Origin of the sequence: Nocardioides sp. NPDC051685 (assembly GCF_044453405.1) — a bacterium.
Taxonomy (GTDB): domain Bacteria; phylum Actinomycetota; class Actinomycetes; order Propionibacteriales; family Nocardioidaceae; genus Nocardioides.
In genome coordinates this window covers 708,283-725,222 of record NZ_JBITCR010000001.1, presented here as the reverse complement: position 1 = coordinate 725,222, position 16,940 = coordinate 708,283, and the positions used below count along the sequence as shown (strand labels likewise).

Sequence of the window (16,940 nt, the reverse complement as noted above, 5' to 3'; positions counted from 1 at the left end):
GTGGAAATCCGCGACCTCGTCGACGTCAGGGCCCGTGAGCCGCAGCGTGTCACCGAACTCGCAGCGATCCGCACGACGCCTCAGGGTCTCACCGGCATCACCGGGCGCCTGATGCTGGTCGCCGCCGATCATCCGGCTCGCGGGGCGCTGCGCGCCGGCGCTGACGGGCTGGCGATGGCGAACCGGCATCTGCTACTCGAACGCCTGGCGATCGCGCTGTCGCGGCCGGGTGTGGACGGCGTGCTCGGCACTCCGGACATTGTCGAGGACCTGTTGTTGATGGGTGCGCTCGAGGAGAAGGTCGTGATCGGCTCGATGAACCGCGGCGGCCTCGCCGGAACGTCGTTCGAGATCGATGACCGCTTCACCGGGTACGACGCCGCGGCCATCAGCAGGATGGGTCTCCAGGGCGGCAAGATGCTGCTGCGCATCGACGCCGAGGATCGGGCCACCGCACGCACGCTGGGAGCATGTGCACGTGCGGTCGGCCAGCTTGCCGACCAGGGGCTGATGGCGATGGTCGAGCCGTTCATCTCGCACCGCGTCGAGGGCCAACTGCGCAACGACCTGACGGTCGAGGCTGTAGTCCGGTCGGTGACGGTGGCTGCCGGCCTCGGGTGGACCAGCGCACACACCTGGCTGAAGCTGCCGGTGATCGATGACATGGACGCGGTTCTCGCTGCCACGACGTTGCCGGTCCTCCTGTTGGGCGGTGAGGTCTCTACCGATCAGGACACCCAGTACGCCGCCTGGCAGAAGGTCCTGGCCAACCCGCAGGTGCGCGGCATGGTGGTCGGCCGCTCCTTGCTCTATCCGCCCGACGGTGACGTCGCGGCCGCCGTCGACACCGTAGTAGGGATGATGTGAGGTGAGCACCCAGGCCAGGACCGGACTCGTCCTCCCAGCGGGAAGCGCCGCACTGGACGGGCTCGACCTCGTGATCACGCCAGGGTCCGCGGGCTGGGCGTTCAGCGGTCTCGCCGTGCTCACGCTCGCACCCGGCGAGCGCCGCACCTGGTCGACCGGTGACGCGGAGACGCTCGTGCTGCCGCTCGCTGGCTCCTGCACCGTGACTTGTGGCGAGGAGACCGTCACGATCGCCGGCCGGCGGGACGTCTTCAGCGGTCCGACCGACTTCGTCTACGTCCCACGCGACGCCGAGGTCACCGTGGTCAGCGAGGCCGGGGGCCGGTTCGCCCTGCCGTCGGCCCGCTGCGAGCACCGGCTGGAGTTCCGGCACCAGCCAGCCGCTCGTGTCCCGGTCGAGCTGCGCGGTGCCGGTCGCTCGAGCCGACAGGTGAACAACTTCTGCACCCCCGGCGCGTTCGAGGCCGAGGCGCTGATTGCCTGCGAGGTGCTGACGCCAGGGGGCAACTGGTCGTCGTACCCGCCGCACAAGCACGACGAGAAGACCGAGACCGAGAGCGTGCTCGAGGAGATCTACTACTTCGAGGTCGCGCCCGGGCCGGCCGGGCCGGGCATCGCGTATCAGCGGGTCTACGGGAGTGCGGCCCACGACGTGGACGTGCTGTCCGAGGTCGGCACGGGTGACGCGGTGCTGATCCCGCACGGCTGGCACGGCCCCTCGATGGCAGCGCCCGGGTACGACCTCTACTACCTCAACGTGATGGCAGGGCCCGGCGAAGAGCGCGCCTGGCGTGTTTGCGACGACCCGGCGCACGGCTGGGTGCGAGACACGTGGGTCGGTCAGGAGATCGACCCGAGGTTGCCCTTCGGACGTGTTGGGGAGGACGCATGACCATCCGGCTGACGGTGGGCCAGGCCGTCGTTCGCTTCCTCACCCACCAGTGGACCGAACGCGACGGTACTGAGCAGCGCCTCATCCCCGGCATCTTCGGCATCTTTGGCCACGGCAACGTGGCGGGGCTCGGCCAGGCTCTTCTGCAGGTGGCTGCTCACGACGAAAGCGACCTGCCGTACTACCTCGCCCGCAACGAACAGGCGATGGTGCACGCGTCCGCGGCCTATGCGAAGACTCGCAACCGGCTGCAAACTCTTGCCTGCACGGCCTCGATCGGACCGGGCTCGACCAACATGGTCACAGGGGCGGCGCTGGCCACGACGAATCGGCTCCCCGTTTTGTTGCTTCCCAGCGACATCTTCGCCACCCGGGCCGCCAGCCCCGTCCTGCAGGAGCTCGAGGACCCGCGCTCCTATGACGTCTCCGTCAACGACACCTTGAAGCCGGTGTCGCGATTCTGGGATCGGATCAACCGGCCCGAACAGCTGCCTTCCGCTCTCCTCGCCGCCGTGCGGGTCCTCACCGACCCCGCCGAGACCGGCGCCGTCACGCTGTGCCTGCCCCAGGATGTCCAGGCCGAGGCCTTCGACTGGCCCGAGGAACTCTTCGAGCGGCGGGTCTGGCACGTACGCCGCCCGGTCCCCGAGCCTGCCGCCCTGACGCGGGCTGTTGCGACCATCCGCGGAGCACAGCGTCCGCTCATCGTCGCGGGCGGCGGCGCCGTCTACTCCGAGGCAGCCATCGCATTGGTAGAGCTCGCCGAGGCGACCGGGATCCCGGTCGCCGACACGCACGCAGGCAAGGGCGCCATCCCCTGGGACCACCCGCAGGCCGTCGGTGGTGTCGGCTCCACCGGCACCCCAGTGGCAAACCGGCTCGCCCGCGACGCCGACGTCGTCATCGGCGTCGGCACGCGCTACAGCGACTTCACCACCGCCTCGCGGACCCAGTTCGCGAACCCGGACGTGACCTTCGTGAACCTCAACGTCGCGCCCTTCGACTCGGCCAAGCACTCGGCAGTGTCCGTGGTGGCGGACGCGCGCGAAGGTCTGACCGCGCTGACCGAGGCGCTCGCCCCGTGGTGCGTGGACCGCGAGTACGTCACGTCGTACCAGCAGCACCGGGACGCGTGGAACCGCGACGTCGACGCCGCCTTCCACCTCGGCCACGAGCCGCGCCCCGCGCAGACCGAGGTGCTTGGCGCGCTGCACGACCTGCTCGACCCACGCGACGTGATCGTGCAGGCGGCAGGCAGCCTCCCCGGCGACCTGCAGCTGCTCTGGCGGGCCAGCGACCCCAAGTCGTACAACGTGGAGTACGCCTACTCCTGCATGGGCTACGAGATCGCCGGAGGCCTCGGAACGAAGATGGCTGACCCGGAACGCGAGGTCTTCGTGCTGGTGGGCGACGGCTCCTACCTGATGATGGCCCAAGAGATCGCCACCGCCGTGGCCGAGGGCATCAAGCTCAACATCGTCCTGATCCAGAACCACGGCTTCGCCTCCATCGGTGCCTTGTCCGACGCGGTCGGCTCACAGCGTTTCGGCACCAGCTACCGGCTGCGCAACCCGAACACCGGACTGCTTGACGGCGCGAACCTTCCCATCGACCTGGCCGCGAACGCGGCCAGCCTCGGCGCTGACGTCATTCGGACCAGGACGATCGAAGAGTTTCGCGTTGCCGTCGCGAAGGCGCGCGACTCCGCACGGACCACGGTGGTCGAGATCGAGACCGACCCCCTTGCCCCTGTCCCGTCGTCGGACTCCTGGTGGGACGTCCCGGTGGCCGAGACCTCCGCGCTGGCGAGCACTCAGGCAGCGCGGGCGGCGTACGAGAAGGGCAAGGCCGCTCAGCGCGGCTACCTGGTTCCTGCGCCCCACAACCCGAGGAACGATCGAACCAACGAGAAGAGGGACGAACGATGAAGGTGATCGACCACTGGATCGGGGGCAAGGCCACGTCCGGCTCTGACGAGCGACGGGGCGCGGTGTGGAACCCCGCCACCGGCCAGCAGCAGGCGGAGGTCGTACTGGCCGGCCGTCAGGATGTTGACGCGGCGGTTGCGGCAGCCCGCGACGCATTTCCCGGCTGGTCGCAGGCGTCACTGAGCGCAAGAACCAGGGTGCTCTTCGCGTTCCGCGAGCTCGTCAACGCGAATATCGAACGTATCGCCGAGGCAATCACCGATGAGCACGGCAAGGTACTTTCTGACGCGCGCGGCGAGGTGCAGCGCGGCCTCGAGGTGGTGGAGTTCGCCTGCGGGATCCCGCAGCTGCTCAAGGGTGACTTCTCAGCACAGATCTCCACCGGCGTCGACCTGCACTCGTTTCGAGAGCCGCTCGGAGTGTGCGCCGGGATCACCCCGTTCAACTTTCCGGCGATGGTGCCGATGTGGATGTTCCCCGTCGCCATCGCCTGCGGCAACACCTTCATCCTGAAGCCCAGCGAGCGCGACCCCTCGGCCTCCCTCATTCTCGCCGAGCTCTGGGCAGAGGCGGGGCTGCCCGACGGCGTGTTCAACGTGCTGCAAGGCGACAAGGAGGCTGTCGACGGGCTTCTCGAGCATCCCGACGTCGCCGCGATCTCCTTCGTCGGCTCGACACCGATCGCGAGATACATTCACGGCCGCGCCTCCCAGGCGGGCAAGCGGGTGCAGGCGCTCGGCGGCGCCAAGAACCACGCGATCGTGATGCCCGACGCGGACCTCGACTACGCCTCGGACCACCTCGTCGCCGCGGCCTTCGGGTCGGCGGGCGAGCGGTGCATGGCGATCTCCGCGGCGGTGGCCATCGGCGTCGGCTCCGAGCTCGTCGATCGAGTCAGCCAGAAGGCACTCGCCATGAAGGTCGGCTCCGGCCGCGAGACCGCGAGCCAGATGGGACCGGTAGTGACGGCCCAGGCCCGCGATCGGATCATCGGACTGATCGACTCCGGTGAGCGCCAAGGCGCCCAGATCCACGTCGACGGCCGAGGCATCACCGTGCCGGGCTATGAACAGGGCTACTTCGTGGGACCGACGGTCATCGACGCGGTCACGCCACAGATGGACGTCTACCGCGAAGAGATCTTCGGCCCCGTGCTCTCGGTGGTGCGCACCGACGACGTCGACGCCGCGATCGACCTGATCAACGCCAACCCGTACGGCAACGGCACGACGATCTTCACCTCGAGCGGCGAGGCGGCCCGCCGGTTCCAGCGCGGCGTCCACGTCGGGATGATCGGCATCAACGTGCCGGTCCCGGTCCCGATGGCCTACTACTCCTTCGGGGGCTGGAAGGACTCGCTCTTCGGAGAGCACCACATCCACGGACCCGAGGGCGTGTCGTTCTACACCCGCGGCAAGGTGATCACCTCACGCTGGCCGCATGTCGACCACGCGGAGCATCAGGCCGCCCACTTCAACTTCCCGACCGCCCGATGAGCGAGGTCGCCATGGCTGGAGATGTGATCGCAGAACAAGTGGCAGAGGGTGCGGGCGTCGCCCGCCGGGTGGAGCGACTGCGCGTGGGCGTGGTCGGAGCAGGTGCGATGGGGGCCGATCATGTCCGCACCCTGTCGAGCAGCGTGCCGGCCGCGACCGTGACCCGTGTGTACGACCTCGACGGTGAGCGTGCTCTGCTGACCGCCCGACCGGCCGGTGCCGCCCTGGCCTCTTCGGCCGAGGCCCTGGTGGCATCCAGCGATGTCGACGCCGTTGTGGTCGCCTCGCCTGACTCCACGCACGCGGATCTGGTCCTCGCCTGTTTGGCCGCCGGCAAGCCGGTGCTGTGCGAGAAGCCGCTGGCGGTGACGCCAGAGGCGGCGCTGGAGGTGGTGCGGGCTGAGGTCGCCTCCGGCCGACGGATGATCCAGGTGGGTTTCATGCGCCGCTACGATCCGGGCTTCCTGGAACTGCGCCGCGTGATCGGGCAAGGGCAGGTCGGCAGCATCCGTCTGGTGCACGCGGTCCACCGCAATGCCTCCTCGAGCACCAGCCTTGACGACGCGACCCTGGTGAGCGGCTCGATGGTCCACGAGATCGACACGATCCCATGGCTGCTCGACGACGAACTGGTCGGGATCCGCGTGGAGTCGCCGTTGGTGGACGGTTTCAGGGACCCCCAGATCGCCACGATGTGGACCCGAGGCGGGGCGATGGCCACGGTCGAGGTCTTCGTCAATGCGACCTACGGCTACGACGTTGCGTGCGAAGTCGTCGGAACGGGCGGTACGGCCGCGTTGAGTCCAGGGTCGTCGGTCAGTACCCGGACGGCAGGGCGACAGGAACACCTGATCCGCAGCGATTTCGTGGACTTCTTCAGGGATGCCTATCGAGCCGAGCTGAGCGACTGGGTGCATTCGGTCTCCACCGGCGTGGTGGCGGGGCCGAGCGCATGGGACGGCTATGTCGCCGCGGTCGCTGCCCGGGCTGGCATCCGGTCCCTGGCCACCGGCTTCCGCGAGCCCGTCGAGCCCGGGGAGCGACCCGATCTCTATGCGACCAACCCCGACCAGAATGCAACGCGTCGCCACTCGCGAGCCTGACCGCGCAGGTCACAACAGAGGAAGTCTCCAGTGAGGAGGGTCAAGACGAAGTCTGCATCGTTCATGGGGCTCATCGGCGCGATGATGGCTGACGGGACGGCCGGTCACCGCTGCTCCCGTCCCAATCTCTCCCGGGCTGTCTGAATCAAATGGGGACTCGTCCAACAGCTGTGGTGGCAGTTCGTGGACTGCGGGGGTCACGAACGTTTGCGGCGGGACGGTGGTATATCGGGATTACATGTACGACGACTACGGCGCCAATACGGATCTGGTCGCTTCGAACACGTGCCCGGTCCCGAACCCCACTCTGCGCTTCGCCACCTTGTACCCGGATCGGTTCGCCGGATACGTGAGCTGGGTCGGCTACACCGACTGTCTCAACGGCGTGCCGTACGTCGGAGATTATCCGGCTGTCTACGGCGCGAACTTCAACCCCACCGACTACGTCCGCAACCTCCGCTGGGTCCCCGGCGGGGGCTCTTCAGCAGGCCATGGCCGCCACCGGCTACCCGTACACATGGTGGATGCATCCTGCCGCCGAGCACGGCAGTCGACGCCGAAGCAACCTGCCTCAACCGCAACAGCATCCACTGCGACCTCACCACCGACGGGCCCACCACCGTACGCTTCACCGACGGCCGAACCCTGCAGGTGCGTGGAGCCGGACGCCACGTCGGAAGACTCTCGTGAATGGTGCATTCGGCGAGCCACCCGCCTGATTCAGTCCGCAAGAGTCCGCGCCGGGCCTAGGCGACGATACGGCCAGTCCGAACCGGATGACGTGGTCCGCGGCGATGCTCTCGCTCGGCGTCCAGCAGTTTCGAGCAGGTCGCCGCCGACGAGGCAGTGGCCTTCGGCTGCGAGGACGGCGCACTGCTCTACCGCGACGGAGCGTTCGAGAAGCTCCATGCCCCCGACGAGTACGGCCGCATGGGCAACGCGTACGTCTCGGAGGACCTGGCCTACATCCTCGCCACTGACGGGCGATCCACGTTCTGGACCGCGCGACGGGGGAGATCACCGACGAGTTCCGAGCAGCCGAACGAGATCGCGGTCGGCTGAGTCCGGCGGCCTGTCGTGCTTGGCTCAGTCGCCCGCCGGAACCACCATCGGCGTACCGGCGACCGGGTCTGGCACGACGACGCACGGCAGCCCGAACGCCTTGTCGACGACCTCCGCGGTGACCACCTCGGCCGGCGGCCCCTCGGCGAGGATCCGGCCGTCGGCCATGACCACGAGGTGATCGCTGTAGCGGCAGGCCAGGTTGAGGTCGTGCAGCACCGTGACGATGGTGCGCCCGGTCTCCCGGTTGAGCGTACGCAGCAGTCGGAGCAGGTCGACCTGATGACTGATGTCGAGGTAGGTCGTCGGCTCGTCGAGCAGCAATAGATCGGTCTGCTGGGCGAGCGCCATCGCGATCCACACCCGCTGGCGCTGGCCCCCGGAGAGCGCGCGCAGCGGGCGGTCGACGAGCTCGCCGGTGTCGGTCGCCGCGAGCGCCTCGGCGACCGCCTCCTCATCCCGCGCGCTCCAGTGACGGAACCAGCCCTGGTGCGGGTGGCGTCCGCGCGAGACCAGGTCGCCGACGGTGATCCCGTCCGGGGCGACCGGGCTCTGCGGGAGCAGGCCGAGGACCCGGGCGACCTCGCGGGAGCCGCGGTCGAGGATCGGGGTCCCGTCGAGCAGCACCTCGCCGGCGGACGGACGCAGCAGCCGGGCGAGGCCCCGCATCAGCGTCGACTTGCCGCAGGCGTTGGCGCCGACGATCGCCGTCACCCGCCCGTCGAGGACGTCGAGGTCGAGCCGGTCGACGACCACCCGGTCGTCGTAGCCCAGCGTCAGCTCGCGCGCCGCGAGCCGCGGCCTGATGGCGTCGGTCATCCGCCCATCCCTCTCCGGTTGGTGGTGGCGATGAGCCACAGCAGGTACGGCGCGCCGACGGCGCCGGTGACGACACCGGTCGGGACCTCGACCGGCAGCAGGTTCATCGCGACGTAGTCGGCGACCAGGCACACGATCGCCCCGACCGCACCGGCGGCGGCGATGCCGCCGCGGGCGCTGCCGAGCAGCCGGTCGGCGATCGGCCCGGCCACGAGGGCGACGAACGCGATCGGCCCGGCGACCGCGGTGGCCAAGGAGGTCAGCAGGACTCCGGTCGCGATCAGGGCGAGCCGGGTCGCCTCGATGCGTACGCCCAGACCGCGGGCGGTGTCGTCGCCCAGCTCGACGGCGCGGAGCAGCCGCTGGAGCAGCGGCACCAGCGGGACGAGCACGATGATGGCGACCAGCAGCGCGTTGTTCTCCGCGTCGCCGGCCTGCCCGATCGATCCGGTCAGCCAGTGCAGCGCGGCCCGGGCCTCGGTGAGCGAGGTGCGGGTGAGGAGATAGCCGGTGATGCCGGTGCAGAACGCCGCGGTGCCGATCCCGATCAGCACGAAGCGATAGCCGGTGATGCCGTCGCGCCAGGCCAGGACGTACATCACGGCGGCCGTGATCAGGCCGCCGCCGAAGGCGAGCAGCGGAATGCTCACCCCGCCGAGGGCGGGCACCGCGATGCCGGCGACGGCCGCGACGCTCGCGCCCGCGGAGATGCCGACGAAGTCGGGCGAGGCCAGCGGGTTGCGCAGCAGTTGCTGGAAGATCGTGCCGGCGGCGCCCAGCGCCAGCCCGACGCACACGGCCGCCTTGACCTGAGGCCCGGTCAGGTCGCGCACGATGAAGTCGACTGCTGCGTGGTCGCGCAGATGCAGCAGCGAGGCCAGCACCTGGTCGAGGCTGAGCTGGACCGAGCCGAAGCAGAGCGTGAGCAGGGCCAAGACGGCGGCGACGAGGAGCAGGACGACGGGTACGACGCCCGCGCGCACTCGACGACGGCGCCGCGTACGCCGCAGGGCCGTGACCGTCTGGGGCATGACGCTCATAGGTCCGCCAGCCGGGCGTAGCGGACGAGGAGCACGAAGAACGGGGCGCCGATGATGCCGAGGACCACGCCGACCTGGAGCTCTCCGGTGCCGCCCAGGACGCGACCGAGGATGTCCGCGCCGAGCAACAGCAGGGCACCCAGCACCATCGAGTAGGGCAGGACCCAGCGATAGTCAGGACCGCAGAGGAACCGCGCCACGTGCGGCACCACCAGACCGACGAAGACGATCGGGCCGCACGCGGCGGTCGCGGCGCCGCAGAGCAGCCCGACCACCAGGAACGACAGGATGCGCGTACGCGTCAGGGAGACGCCCAGCCCGCGAGCGGCGTCGTCGCCCAGGGCCAGCGCGTTGAGCCAGCGGCCGCACAGCAGCGCCAGGACGATGCCGACCAGCAGGAACGGAGCCACGCCCGTCACGATCGGGGCGTAGCGGCCGGCCAGCGAGCCGACCTGCCAGAAGCGGTACTGCTGCTGGGCGTCGAGGTCGGTGAGCAGCAGCCCGGTCGTCACCGCGGTCAGCCCGGCCGTGATCGCGGCCCCGGCGAGGGCCATCTTCACCGGCGTCGCGCCGTCGCGTCCGAGCGAGCCCACCGAGTAGACGAGCACCGTGGCCGCGAGCGCCCCGGCGAACGCCGCGACGACGTGGAACCCGAGCGAGTCGATGCCGAGCAGGGTGATCGAGCCGACCACGGCGAAGGCCGCCCCGGCATTGACGCCCATGATCCCCGGGTCGGCGATGGCATTGCGGGTCAGGCCCTGCAGCAGGGTGCCGGCGAGCCCGAGAGCCGCGCCCGCGAGGAGTCCGAGCACGGTCCGGGGCACCCGCAGACGTACGGTCACGGTGTCCTCGACCGACGAGCTGGTGAAGTGACGGAAGGCGTCGAGGACTTGGCTCAGTGCGATCTCGCGCGATCCGAGGGTCACGCTGAGAAAGGCGAGGACGGGCACGAGCGCGACGAGCAGCAGCAGGCCGACGGCGAGCCCGGAGGCTCGCCGTCGTACCGGTGCGGGTGTCGCGGTGGCGACAGAGGTGCTCACCGCCGGGGTCAGTCGCCGATGGTGTCGTCGACGTCGGCCAGATCGGCGGTCAGCTTGGTCAGGGCCTCGGCGTAGTCGCCGTAGGTGTGCAGCCAGAACGCGGGCCACTCGATGACCTGGCCGGCCTCGGCCGCGCGGATGGACGTCCAGGTCGGCTGGCCCTCGGCGGTCTCCTTGGCGTCGACGAAGGTGCGGCTGTCGATCAGCAGGACGTCCGGCTGGTACTTGTCGGCGTTCTCCCAGCTCAGGTTCTCCCAGTAGGGGAAGTCCGGGTCCGGCGAGTCCGGCGCGACCACCTGCAGGCCCCACTCGGTGAAGTCCAGCAGCTCCGGGGCGTACTCCGGGTTGGCGGCGTAGAGCAGGTCGTCGGCGGGGGAGACCGCGAGCGCGGTCAGGTCCTTGTCCTTCATCTCGGCGATGAAGCCGTCGCGGGCTTTCTCGAAGGCCGCCTTGTCCTTGGCGCCCTGGGAGTTCTCGACGTCGGCGCCGAGGCTCTCGGCGAGATCCTCGTAGCCCTCGGCGAGGTTGAGGATCGAGCCACCCTGGGACGGGCCGACCACCGGAGCCAGCTCGGCGAGCTTCTTGCTCTTCGCCTTGGTGCCGTTCTCCAGCCCCGAGTGGGCCTTCTCCGCCGGCCACCAGTCGGCGACGATCAGGTCCGGGCTCAGCGTGGACGCCTTGGCGACGTCGATCGAGCCCCACTCCTCACCGAGCACCTCGATGTCGGTCAGGTCCACGCCGTCCAGGTTCGGGTCGGTCTCGACCGGCTCGTCGGCGTAGATGCCGACCGGGCGGATGCCGTAGGAGATCAGCGCGGCGGCCGCCGGCGCGTGCGCGATGATCCGGGTCGGTGCCTCGTCGAGCTTCACGACCTCGCCCGAGCCGTCGGTGAAGCTCCACGGACCGTCGGGGACAGAGCTCGCTCCTGACGCGGGCTCGCCGCCGTCGTCATCGGCGATGTCTGAGGAACAGGCGGACAGCGCCAGGGCCAGGGCGGCGATCGTGGCGACGGCGAGGTGGGGTCTCATAAGGTGAGGCTAGCCTAATTTCTTGCTGCCGGCAGTGCCTCGTTTCGTCCCTGTGGGCGACCCGGGTGCGTGTTCTGCGCGGCCGTGCGTGTTCTGCGCGGCCATGCCTCGTATCGGGGCCCGATCGGAGCTACCGGCGCGTGCCCGATGGATCCCGCGTCGACTCTGCCAACGCGGCGTCGTACTCACCTAGCTCGATGAGGCAAGCAATCCGGTGCAGCTGTTCACGGTGCCGAGCCCCTGAAGCCGATGCAGCCGGATCGGGGGCCGACGCGGGTCGAGGTCTCGATGCCCAGTCGGACCATGCAGCGGCGTTGGCCGCCGCGGCGTGCAGCAGTCGAGTGCGCATGGCATCGGCTAGTCCGAAGGCCAGGTGGCGGAGTGTCTTCGTGCGCCACCGCGGCGCTTTGCAAGGGGTCACGAACCTGCTCCTGATCGACTGTTGAGTGGCATCTGTCGTCGAGTCTGGTGCGCACGCGTTCGCTGGAAAATGCGAGATCCTTACTGGCAGGCTCTGTGTGAGCCGAAGACAGACACTCACGGATGGGTGGTCCGATGGACCTTCTCGATCTCGAACTCGTCGTGGCCGTAGCCGACTGCGGAAGCATCACTCACGGGGCGGAACGCGTGCCGCTCTCACTCCCTTCAGCCAGCGCCCGCATCCGAGGAATGGAGCGCGCCCTCGGTGTCTCGCTGTTCGACCGTGACCGCCGCGGGGTGTCGCCGACGCCGGCCGGGGTCTTGCTTGTTCGCCACGCCCGGAGGATTCGCCGCGCCGTCCACGAGATGCGAGACGAGCTCGCGGAGCTTGCGGATGGACAAGGTGGCACCGTGCGTCTCTTGGCGAACACCGCGGCGGCCGACAGCCTGACTGGCCCGCTGGGAGCGTTTCTGGCTGCCAACCCGCGAGTACGTGTCGACATCGAAGAACGTCCGAGCCACCGGATCGTGGCCGCTGTCGCCGAGCGCCGAGCGGAGCTGGGGATCGTCGCCGACAGCGTGGATCTGGGCGAGCTGAAGACACTTGCGCTCCGCGTCGACCCGCTCGTGGTCACGACGTCCCCGGGTGATCCGCTCGTCGGCAGGTCCGCCGTCTCGTACGCCGACGTACTCGATCATCCCTTTGTGGGGCTGAGCCATGGCAGCGCCCTGCAGGAGCACCTGGAAGGCCATGCGCTCCCGCTGGGCTCGCGGCCAACCTACCTGGCCAGGCTGCCTACCATCGACGCCGTATGTCAGGTTGTCGCCGCAGGCGTCGGGATCGCGATCTTGCCCCGTCGAAGCATCGAGAGGTGGATCGCCGAAGGAGCCCTCGAGGCAACCGAACTCGACGACCGGTGGGCACGCCGCAATCTAGTGCTGTGCTACAACGCCGACCACGAGCTCTCTGCAACCGCACGGGCGCTGCGCGATCATCTCGCGTCCACTGCTGATGCCGACGCGGATGGCGTCGGCGGTGTGAGTGTCGGCATCACGACGGGCGTCATCTAGGAAAGCGCCCGGCGGGCGGTGTCGAGGAACGTACGGAAGGCCTTGCGGTCCTCGCTGTCGAGGTCGGCGAGCATCTGTTCCTCGAGCTCCTCGACGCGGGGGTCGTAGGTGTCGAGGAAGGTGCGGCCCTCGGGGGTGAGGCTGATCAGCATCCGGCGCCGGTTGTCGGGGTCGATGCGGCGCTCGATGAGGCCGCGGCGCTCGAGGGCGCCGATGAGGTCGGCGGCGGACTGGGCACGTACGAACGACGCGCGGGCCAGGTCGGCGGCGCTCATCGTCGGGCGGCGCTCGAGCACCGAGAGGGCGGTGTACTGCAGGGCGGTGACCCCTGATTCCTTCAGCACGGCGTCGAGGCGGGCCCGCGTGGCGAGCTCGAGCTGCTTGACGACGTAGAGCAGCAGGGGCGCATCGGTCATGCGGTCATTCAAGCATCGCCGCCCTTGCGAGAGGTGCCTATTTCTGCAATTATCAGGATTCCTGTCAATCACGAGGAGTTCATCATGCCCGGAACCTCCCCCTGGTCGGAGCTGCCCGATGCCCTGCGAGCAGAGCGCATCGACGACATCGCGGTGCTGACCCTCGCCCGTCCCGCGAAGCGGAACGCGCTCAGCGACGAGGCGGTGCTCGGGATCGAGCGGTTCTTCGATGGGCTCCCGACGGACGTACGCGCCGTCGTCATCGACGCGGACGGCGACCACTTCTGCGCCGGGCTCGACCTGGCCGAGATGACCGGGCGCGACACCCTCGCCGGGGTGACCCACTCGCGGATGTGGCACCGGGTCTTCGAGAAGATCGAGTTCGGGCCGGTGCCGGTCGTGGCGGCGCTGAAGGGCGCCGTGGTCGGGGGCGGGCTGGAGCTCGCCGCGGCCGCGCACGTCCGGGTCGCGGAGGAGTCGACCTTCTACGCCCTGCCCGAGGGGCAGCGCGGGCTCTTCGTCGGCGGCGGCGCCTCGGTCCGCGTCCCGCGGCTCATCGGGGTCCCGCGGATGGCGGACATGATGCTGACCGGCCGTCGCTACGACGCGCAGGAGGGGCTGACGTTGGGCCTGAGCCAGTACGCGGTCGCCGACGGCACCGGCCGGAAGACCGCTCTCGAGCTGGCCGGCCGGATCGCCCAGAACGCGCCCCAGACCAACTTCGCCGTCGTGCAGGCGCTGCCGCGCATCGCCGAGGCCAACCCCCGTGACGGCTTCCTGATGGAGTCACTGATGGCCGCGATCGCGCAGGGGACCGACGACGCCAAGGGCCGGATGCAGGACTTCCTCGCCGGACGAGCCCGGAAGGTGACGGACCAGTGAACCAGGGTGACGTCGTCTGGACCCCTCCCGCGGACGTCCTCTCCACCTCCCGGGTCGGCGAGTTCCTGACCTGGCTCGCCCGCGAGCGCAACCTCGAGATGACGACCCACGACGAGCTGTGGCGCTGGTCGGTGACCGACCTCGTCGGCTTCTGGTCGGCGGTGTGGGAGTTCTTCGGGGTGCGTGCGCACGCGGCGTACGACACCGTCCTCGCCTCCCGCGAGATGCCCGGCGCGCGCTGGTTCCCGGGCGCGACCCTCAACTATGCCGAGCACGCGCTCGGCACCGACGAGGACCTCGACCGGGTCGCCGTGCTCGGCCGGTCGCAGACCCGCGACGACGTCGAGCTGACCTTCGGCGACCTGCGCGACCAGGTGGCCCGGGCGCGGGCGGCGCTGAAGACCTTGGGCGTACGCCGCGGCGACCGCGTCGCCGGCTATCTCCCCAACATCCCCGAGGCCCTGGTCGCCTACCTCGCCACCGCGAGCCTCGGCGCGATCTGGGCGAGCTGTGCGAGCGAGTTCGGGCCGCGCAGCGTGATCGACCGCTTCGCCCAGATCGAGCCGGTCGTGCTGCTCGTCGCCGGTGGCTACCGCTACGGCGCCAAGGACATCGACCGCCGTGAGCAGGTGGCCGAGATCCGGGCCGAGTTGCCGTCGGTGCGGCATGTGATCGACGTGGAGTACGGGGCACACCGGGTCGATGACGCGCTCTCCTGGACCTCCTTGCTGGGCTCGGAAGACGAGGCCGAACTGGCCTTCGAGCCCGTCCCCTTCGACCACCCGCTGGTGGTGCTCTTCTCCTCCGGCACCACCGGCCGGCCGAAGGCGATCGTCCACGGCCACGGCGGCATCCTGCTCGAGCACCTCAAGAACCATGCGCTCTCGTGGGACATGGGGCCGGAGGACCGGATGCTCTGGTTCTCCACGACCGCCTGGATGATGTGGAACGCCCTGGTCTCCTCGCTCCTGGTGCGCTCCTCGATCGTCATGGTCGACGGCAACCCTCTACACCCTGATCTCACCTGGCAGTGGCGGCTCGCGGCGTCGACCGGGGCGACGGTCATGGGCGCCAGTCCCGGCTTCGTGATGGCCTGCCGGAAGGCCGGCCTCGATCTCGAGGGCATCGGCGACCTGCGGATTCGTGTCCTCGGCTCGGCCGGCTCGCCGCTCCCGCCGGAAGGCTACGCCTGGCTGTCCGAGCAGCTCCCCGACGCGCAGATCAACGTCGGCAGCGGCGGCACCGACGTCTGCTCCGGCATCGTGCAGAACAACCCGCTGCTCCCGGTCTACGCCGGCGAGATCTCCGGCCGTTGTCTCGGCGTCGACGCCCACGCCTACGACGAATCCGGCCGCCCCGTCACCGGCGAGCTCGGCGAGCTGGTCATCACCTCCCCGATGCCCTCGATGCCGGTCGGTTTCTGGGGCGACGACGACGGGTCCCGCTACCGGAGCGCCTACTTCGACCACTATCCCGGCGTCTGGCGCCATGGCGACTGGATCCTCTTCCACGACAACGGCAGCTGCCACGTCGCCGGCCGCTCCGACGCGACCCTCAACCGCGGCGGCGTACGCCTCGGCACGGCAGAGTTCTACCGCGTCGCCGAGGAGGTGGACGGTGTCGCCGACTCGCTGGTCGTCCATCTCGAGGATCCCGACGGCGGCAACGGCGAGCTGCTGCTCTTCGTCGTCACCGACGAGGGGTTCCGGCTCGACGACGCGCTCCGGGCACGGCTGGTCGGCGCCCTGCGCTCCGCGCTCTCCCCGCGGCACATCCCGGACCAGGTGATCGAGGTGCCGGCGGTGCCGCGCAACCTCACCGGCAAGAAGCTCGAGCTGCCGGCCAAGCGCATCCTTCAGGGCGTACGTCCCGAGGACGTCGCCAGCCGGGACGCGCTCGCCGACCCGGCCGCCCTGGATCCGTTCGTCGCACTGGCCAGGTCCGGCGCCCTGCGGAAGGTGGACGCATGAGAAGCGGTGAGAGCGTCCGTACGCTCGGGGTCGTCGGCACCGGTGCGATCGGGGTCAGCTGGGTGGTCCTCGGGCTCGAGCACGGGCTCGACGTGGTCGCCTGGGACCCAGCCGAGGGCGCCGAGGAGCGGCTGCGCGCTCAGGTGCCGGAGGGCGGGCTGCGGTTCGCCGCCGATCTCGGCGAGGTCGGGGCGGCCGCCGACCTGGTGCTCGAGAGCGGACCCGAGCGGCTGGAGGTCAAGCGCGAGATCTTCGCTGCGCTCGACGAGGCCGCCGCCCCTGACGTACTGCTGACCAGCAGCTCCTCGGGCCTGATGCCGAGCACGTTCCAGGACGCCTGCCCCCGGCATCCCGAGCGGGTGCTGATCGCCCATCCGTTCAACCCGCCGCACCTGGTGCCGCTGGTGGAGGTCGTCGGCGGGGGCGCGACGTCGCCGGAGGCCGTCGAGGCGGCCATGGACACCCTGCGCCACCTGGGCAAACGTCCCATCCACATCCGCCGCGAGGTGCCCGGGCACGTGGCCAACCGGCTCCAGGCAGCGCTGTGGCGCGAGGCCTACCACCTGGTCGACCAGGGCATCGTCTCCGTCGCCGACATCGACACCGCGATCGCCGACGGCCCCGGGCTGCGCTGGTCGCTGCTCGGCCCGTTCGCGACCCAGCACCTCTCCGGCGGCCCCGGCGGGCTCGGGCACGTGCTCGAGCACCTCGGCCCGCCGATGGTCGACTGGTGGGACGACCTGGGCCACCCCGCCCTGACCAAGGATCTGATCGAGAAGCTGGTCGACGGGGTCGACCAGGAGCTCGACGGGACCTCCGCCGAGGAGCTGGTCGCCCGCCGCGACCAGGCGCTGCGGCGACTGCTGGAGATCAAGACCGACCTCGGGCTCAGCTGAGAACCTGAGT

15 protein-coding genes are annotated in these 16,940 nt (G+C 69.9%); 10 read left to right on the top strand and 5 right to left on the bottom strand.

What is annotated here, in order from left to right:
- The 6 genes from ACIA03_RS03530 to ACIA03_RS03505 all read left to right on the top strand — a co-directional run bounded on the left by ACIA03_RS03530 (window position 1) and on the right by ACIA03_RS03505 (window position 7,348).
- A complete protein-coding gene (locus ACIA03_RS03530; RefSeq protein WP_396979289.1) occupies window positions 1-867 on the top strand; it encodes an aldolase in 867 nt (288 codons plus the stop codon).
- 1 nt (window position 868) lies between these two features.
- Entirely contained in the window at window positions 869-1,759 is an 891-nt protein-coding gene (iolB, locus tag ACIA03_RS03525; RefSeq protein WP_396979287.1) for a 5-deoxy-glucuronate isomerase, read from the top strand.
- Window positions 1,756-3,687, top strand: a complete 1,932-nt coding sequence (iolD, locus tag ACIA03_RS03520) for a 3D-(3,5/4)-trihydroxycyclohexane-1,2-dione acylhydrolase (decyclizing) (RefSeq protein WP_396979285.1) — start codon at window positions 1,756-1,758, stop codon at window positions 3,685-3,687. Before iolB ends, iolD begins: the two co-directional genes overlap by 4 nt.
- Complete coding sequence (locus ACIA03_RS03515; RefSeq protein WP_396979283.1) at window positions 3,684-5,183, top strand: CoA-acylating methylmalonate-semialdehyde dehydrogenase; 1,500 nt, start codon at window positions 3,684-3,686, stop codon at window positions 5,181-5,183. The genes iolD and ACIA03_RS03515 overlap by 4 nt, the downstream gene beginning before the upstream one ends.
- A complete protein-coding gene (locus ACIA03_RS03510; RefSeq protein WP_396979281.1) occupies window positions 5,180-6,286 on the top strand; it encodes a Gfo/Idh/MocA family oxidoreductase in 1,107 nt (368 codons plus the stop codon). The genes ACIA03_RS03515 and ACIA03_RS03510 overlap by 4 nt, the downstream gene beginning before the upstream one ends.
- Before the next feature lie 846 nt (window positions 6,287-7,132).
- The gene (locus ACIA03_RS03505) at window positions 7,133-7,348 is read left to right on the top strand and encodes a hypothetical protein (RefSeq protein ID WP_396979280.1); all 216 of its coding nucleotides are present in this window, start codon (window positions 7,133-7,135) and stop codon (window positions 7,346-7,348) included.
- A gap of 24 nt (window positions 7,349-7,372) precedes the next feature.
- On the opposite strand, the gene ACIA03_RS03500 is transcribed toward ACIA03_RS03505, so the two are convergent.
- Genes ACIA03_RS03500 through ACIA03_RS03485 form a run of 4 tightly spaced genes read right to left on the bottom strand, consistent with a single transcriptional unit; the run spans window position 7,373 to window position 11,275 of the window.
- Window positions 7,373-8,167, bottom strand: coding sequence for an ABC transporter ATP-binding protein (locus ACIA03_RS03500; protein ID WP_396979278.1), 795 nt, complete (start codon window positions 8,165-8,167; stop codon window positions 7,373-7,375).
- On the bottom strand, window positions 8,164-9,198 hold the full coding sequence (locus ACIA03_RS03495; protein ID WP_396979276.1) for a FecCD family ABC transporter permease: 1,035 nt from the start codon (window positions 9,196-9,198) through the stop codon (window positions 8,164-8,166). Before ACIA03_RS03495 ends, ACIA03_RS03500 begins: the two co-directional genes overlap by 4 nt.
- 5 nt (window positions 9,199-9,203) lie before the next feature.
- Window positions 9,204-10,247 (bottom strand): FecCD family ABC transporter permease, encoded by a 1,044-nt coding sequence (locus tag ACIA03_RS03490; protein WP_396979274.1) that lies wholly within the window; start codon window positions 10,245-10,247, stop codon window positions 9,204-9,206.
- 8 nt (window positions 10,248-10,255) lie between these two features.
- The gene (locus ACIA03_RS03485) at window positions 10,256-11,275 is read right to left on the bottom strand and encodes an ABC transporter substrate-binding protein (protein WP_396979272.1); all 1,020 of its coding nucleotides are present in this window, start codon (window positions 11,273-11,275) and stop codon (window positions 10,256-10,258) included.
- Between the two features lie 555 nt (window positions 11,276-11,830).
- Here ACIA03_RS03485 and ACIA03_RS03480 point away from each other — a divergent pair.
- Window positions 11,831-12,766, top strand: a complete 936-nt coding sequence (locus ACIA03_RS03480) for a LysR family transcriptional regulator (RefSeq protein WP_396979270.1) — start codon at window positions 11,831-11,833, stop codon at window positions 12,764-12,766.
- On the opposite strand, the gene ACIA03_RS03475 is transcribed toward ACIA03_RS03480, so the two are convergent.
- A complete protein-coding gene (locus ACIA03_RS03475) occupies window positions 12,763-13,182 on the bottom strand; it encodes a MarR family winged helix-turn-helix transcriptional regulator (protein WP_396979268.1) in 420 nt (139 codons plus the stop codon). The two genes, ACIA03_RS03480 and ACIA03_RS03475, sit on opposite strands and share 4 nt — an antisense overlap.
- 84 nt (window positions 13,183-13,266) lie before the next feature.
- Here ACIA03_RS03475 and ACIA03_RS03470 point away from each other — a divergent pair, with 84 nt between their 5' ends.
- The 3 genes from ACIA03_RS03470 to ACIA03_RS03460 are packed head-to-tail and all read left to right on the top strand — an operon-like array spanning window position 13,267 to window position 16,930.
- Complete coding sequence (locus ACIA03_RS03470; protein ID WP_396979266.1) at window positions 13,267-14,064, top strand: crotonase/enoyl-CoA hydratase family protein; 798 nt, start codon at window positions 13,267-13,269, stop codon at window positions 14,062-14,064.
- Complete coding sequence (locus ACIA03_RS03465) at window positions 14,061-16,034, top strand: acetoacetate--CoA ligase (protein WP_396979264.1); 1,974 nt, start codon at window positions 14,061-14,063, stop codon at window positions 16,032-16,034. Before ACIA03_RS03470 ends, ACIA03_RS03465 begins: the two co-directional genes overlap by 4 nt.
- Window positions 16,031-16,930 (top strand): 3-hydroxyacyl-CoA dehydrogenase NAD-binding domain-containing protein, encoded by a 900-nt coding sequence (locus ACIA03_RS03460; RefSeq protein WP_396979262.1) that lies wholly within the window; start codon window positions 16,031-16,033, stop codon window positions 16,928-16,930. The genes ACIA03_RS03465 and ACIA03_RS03460 overlap by 4 nt, the downstream gene beginning before the upstream one ends.
- Window positions 16,931-16,940 lie beyond the last annotated feature (10 nt).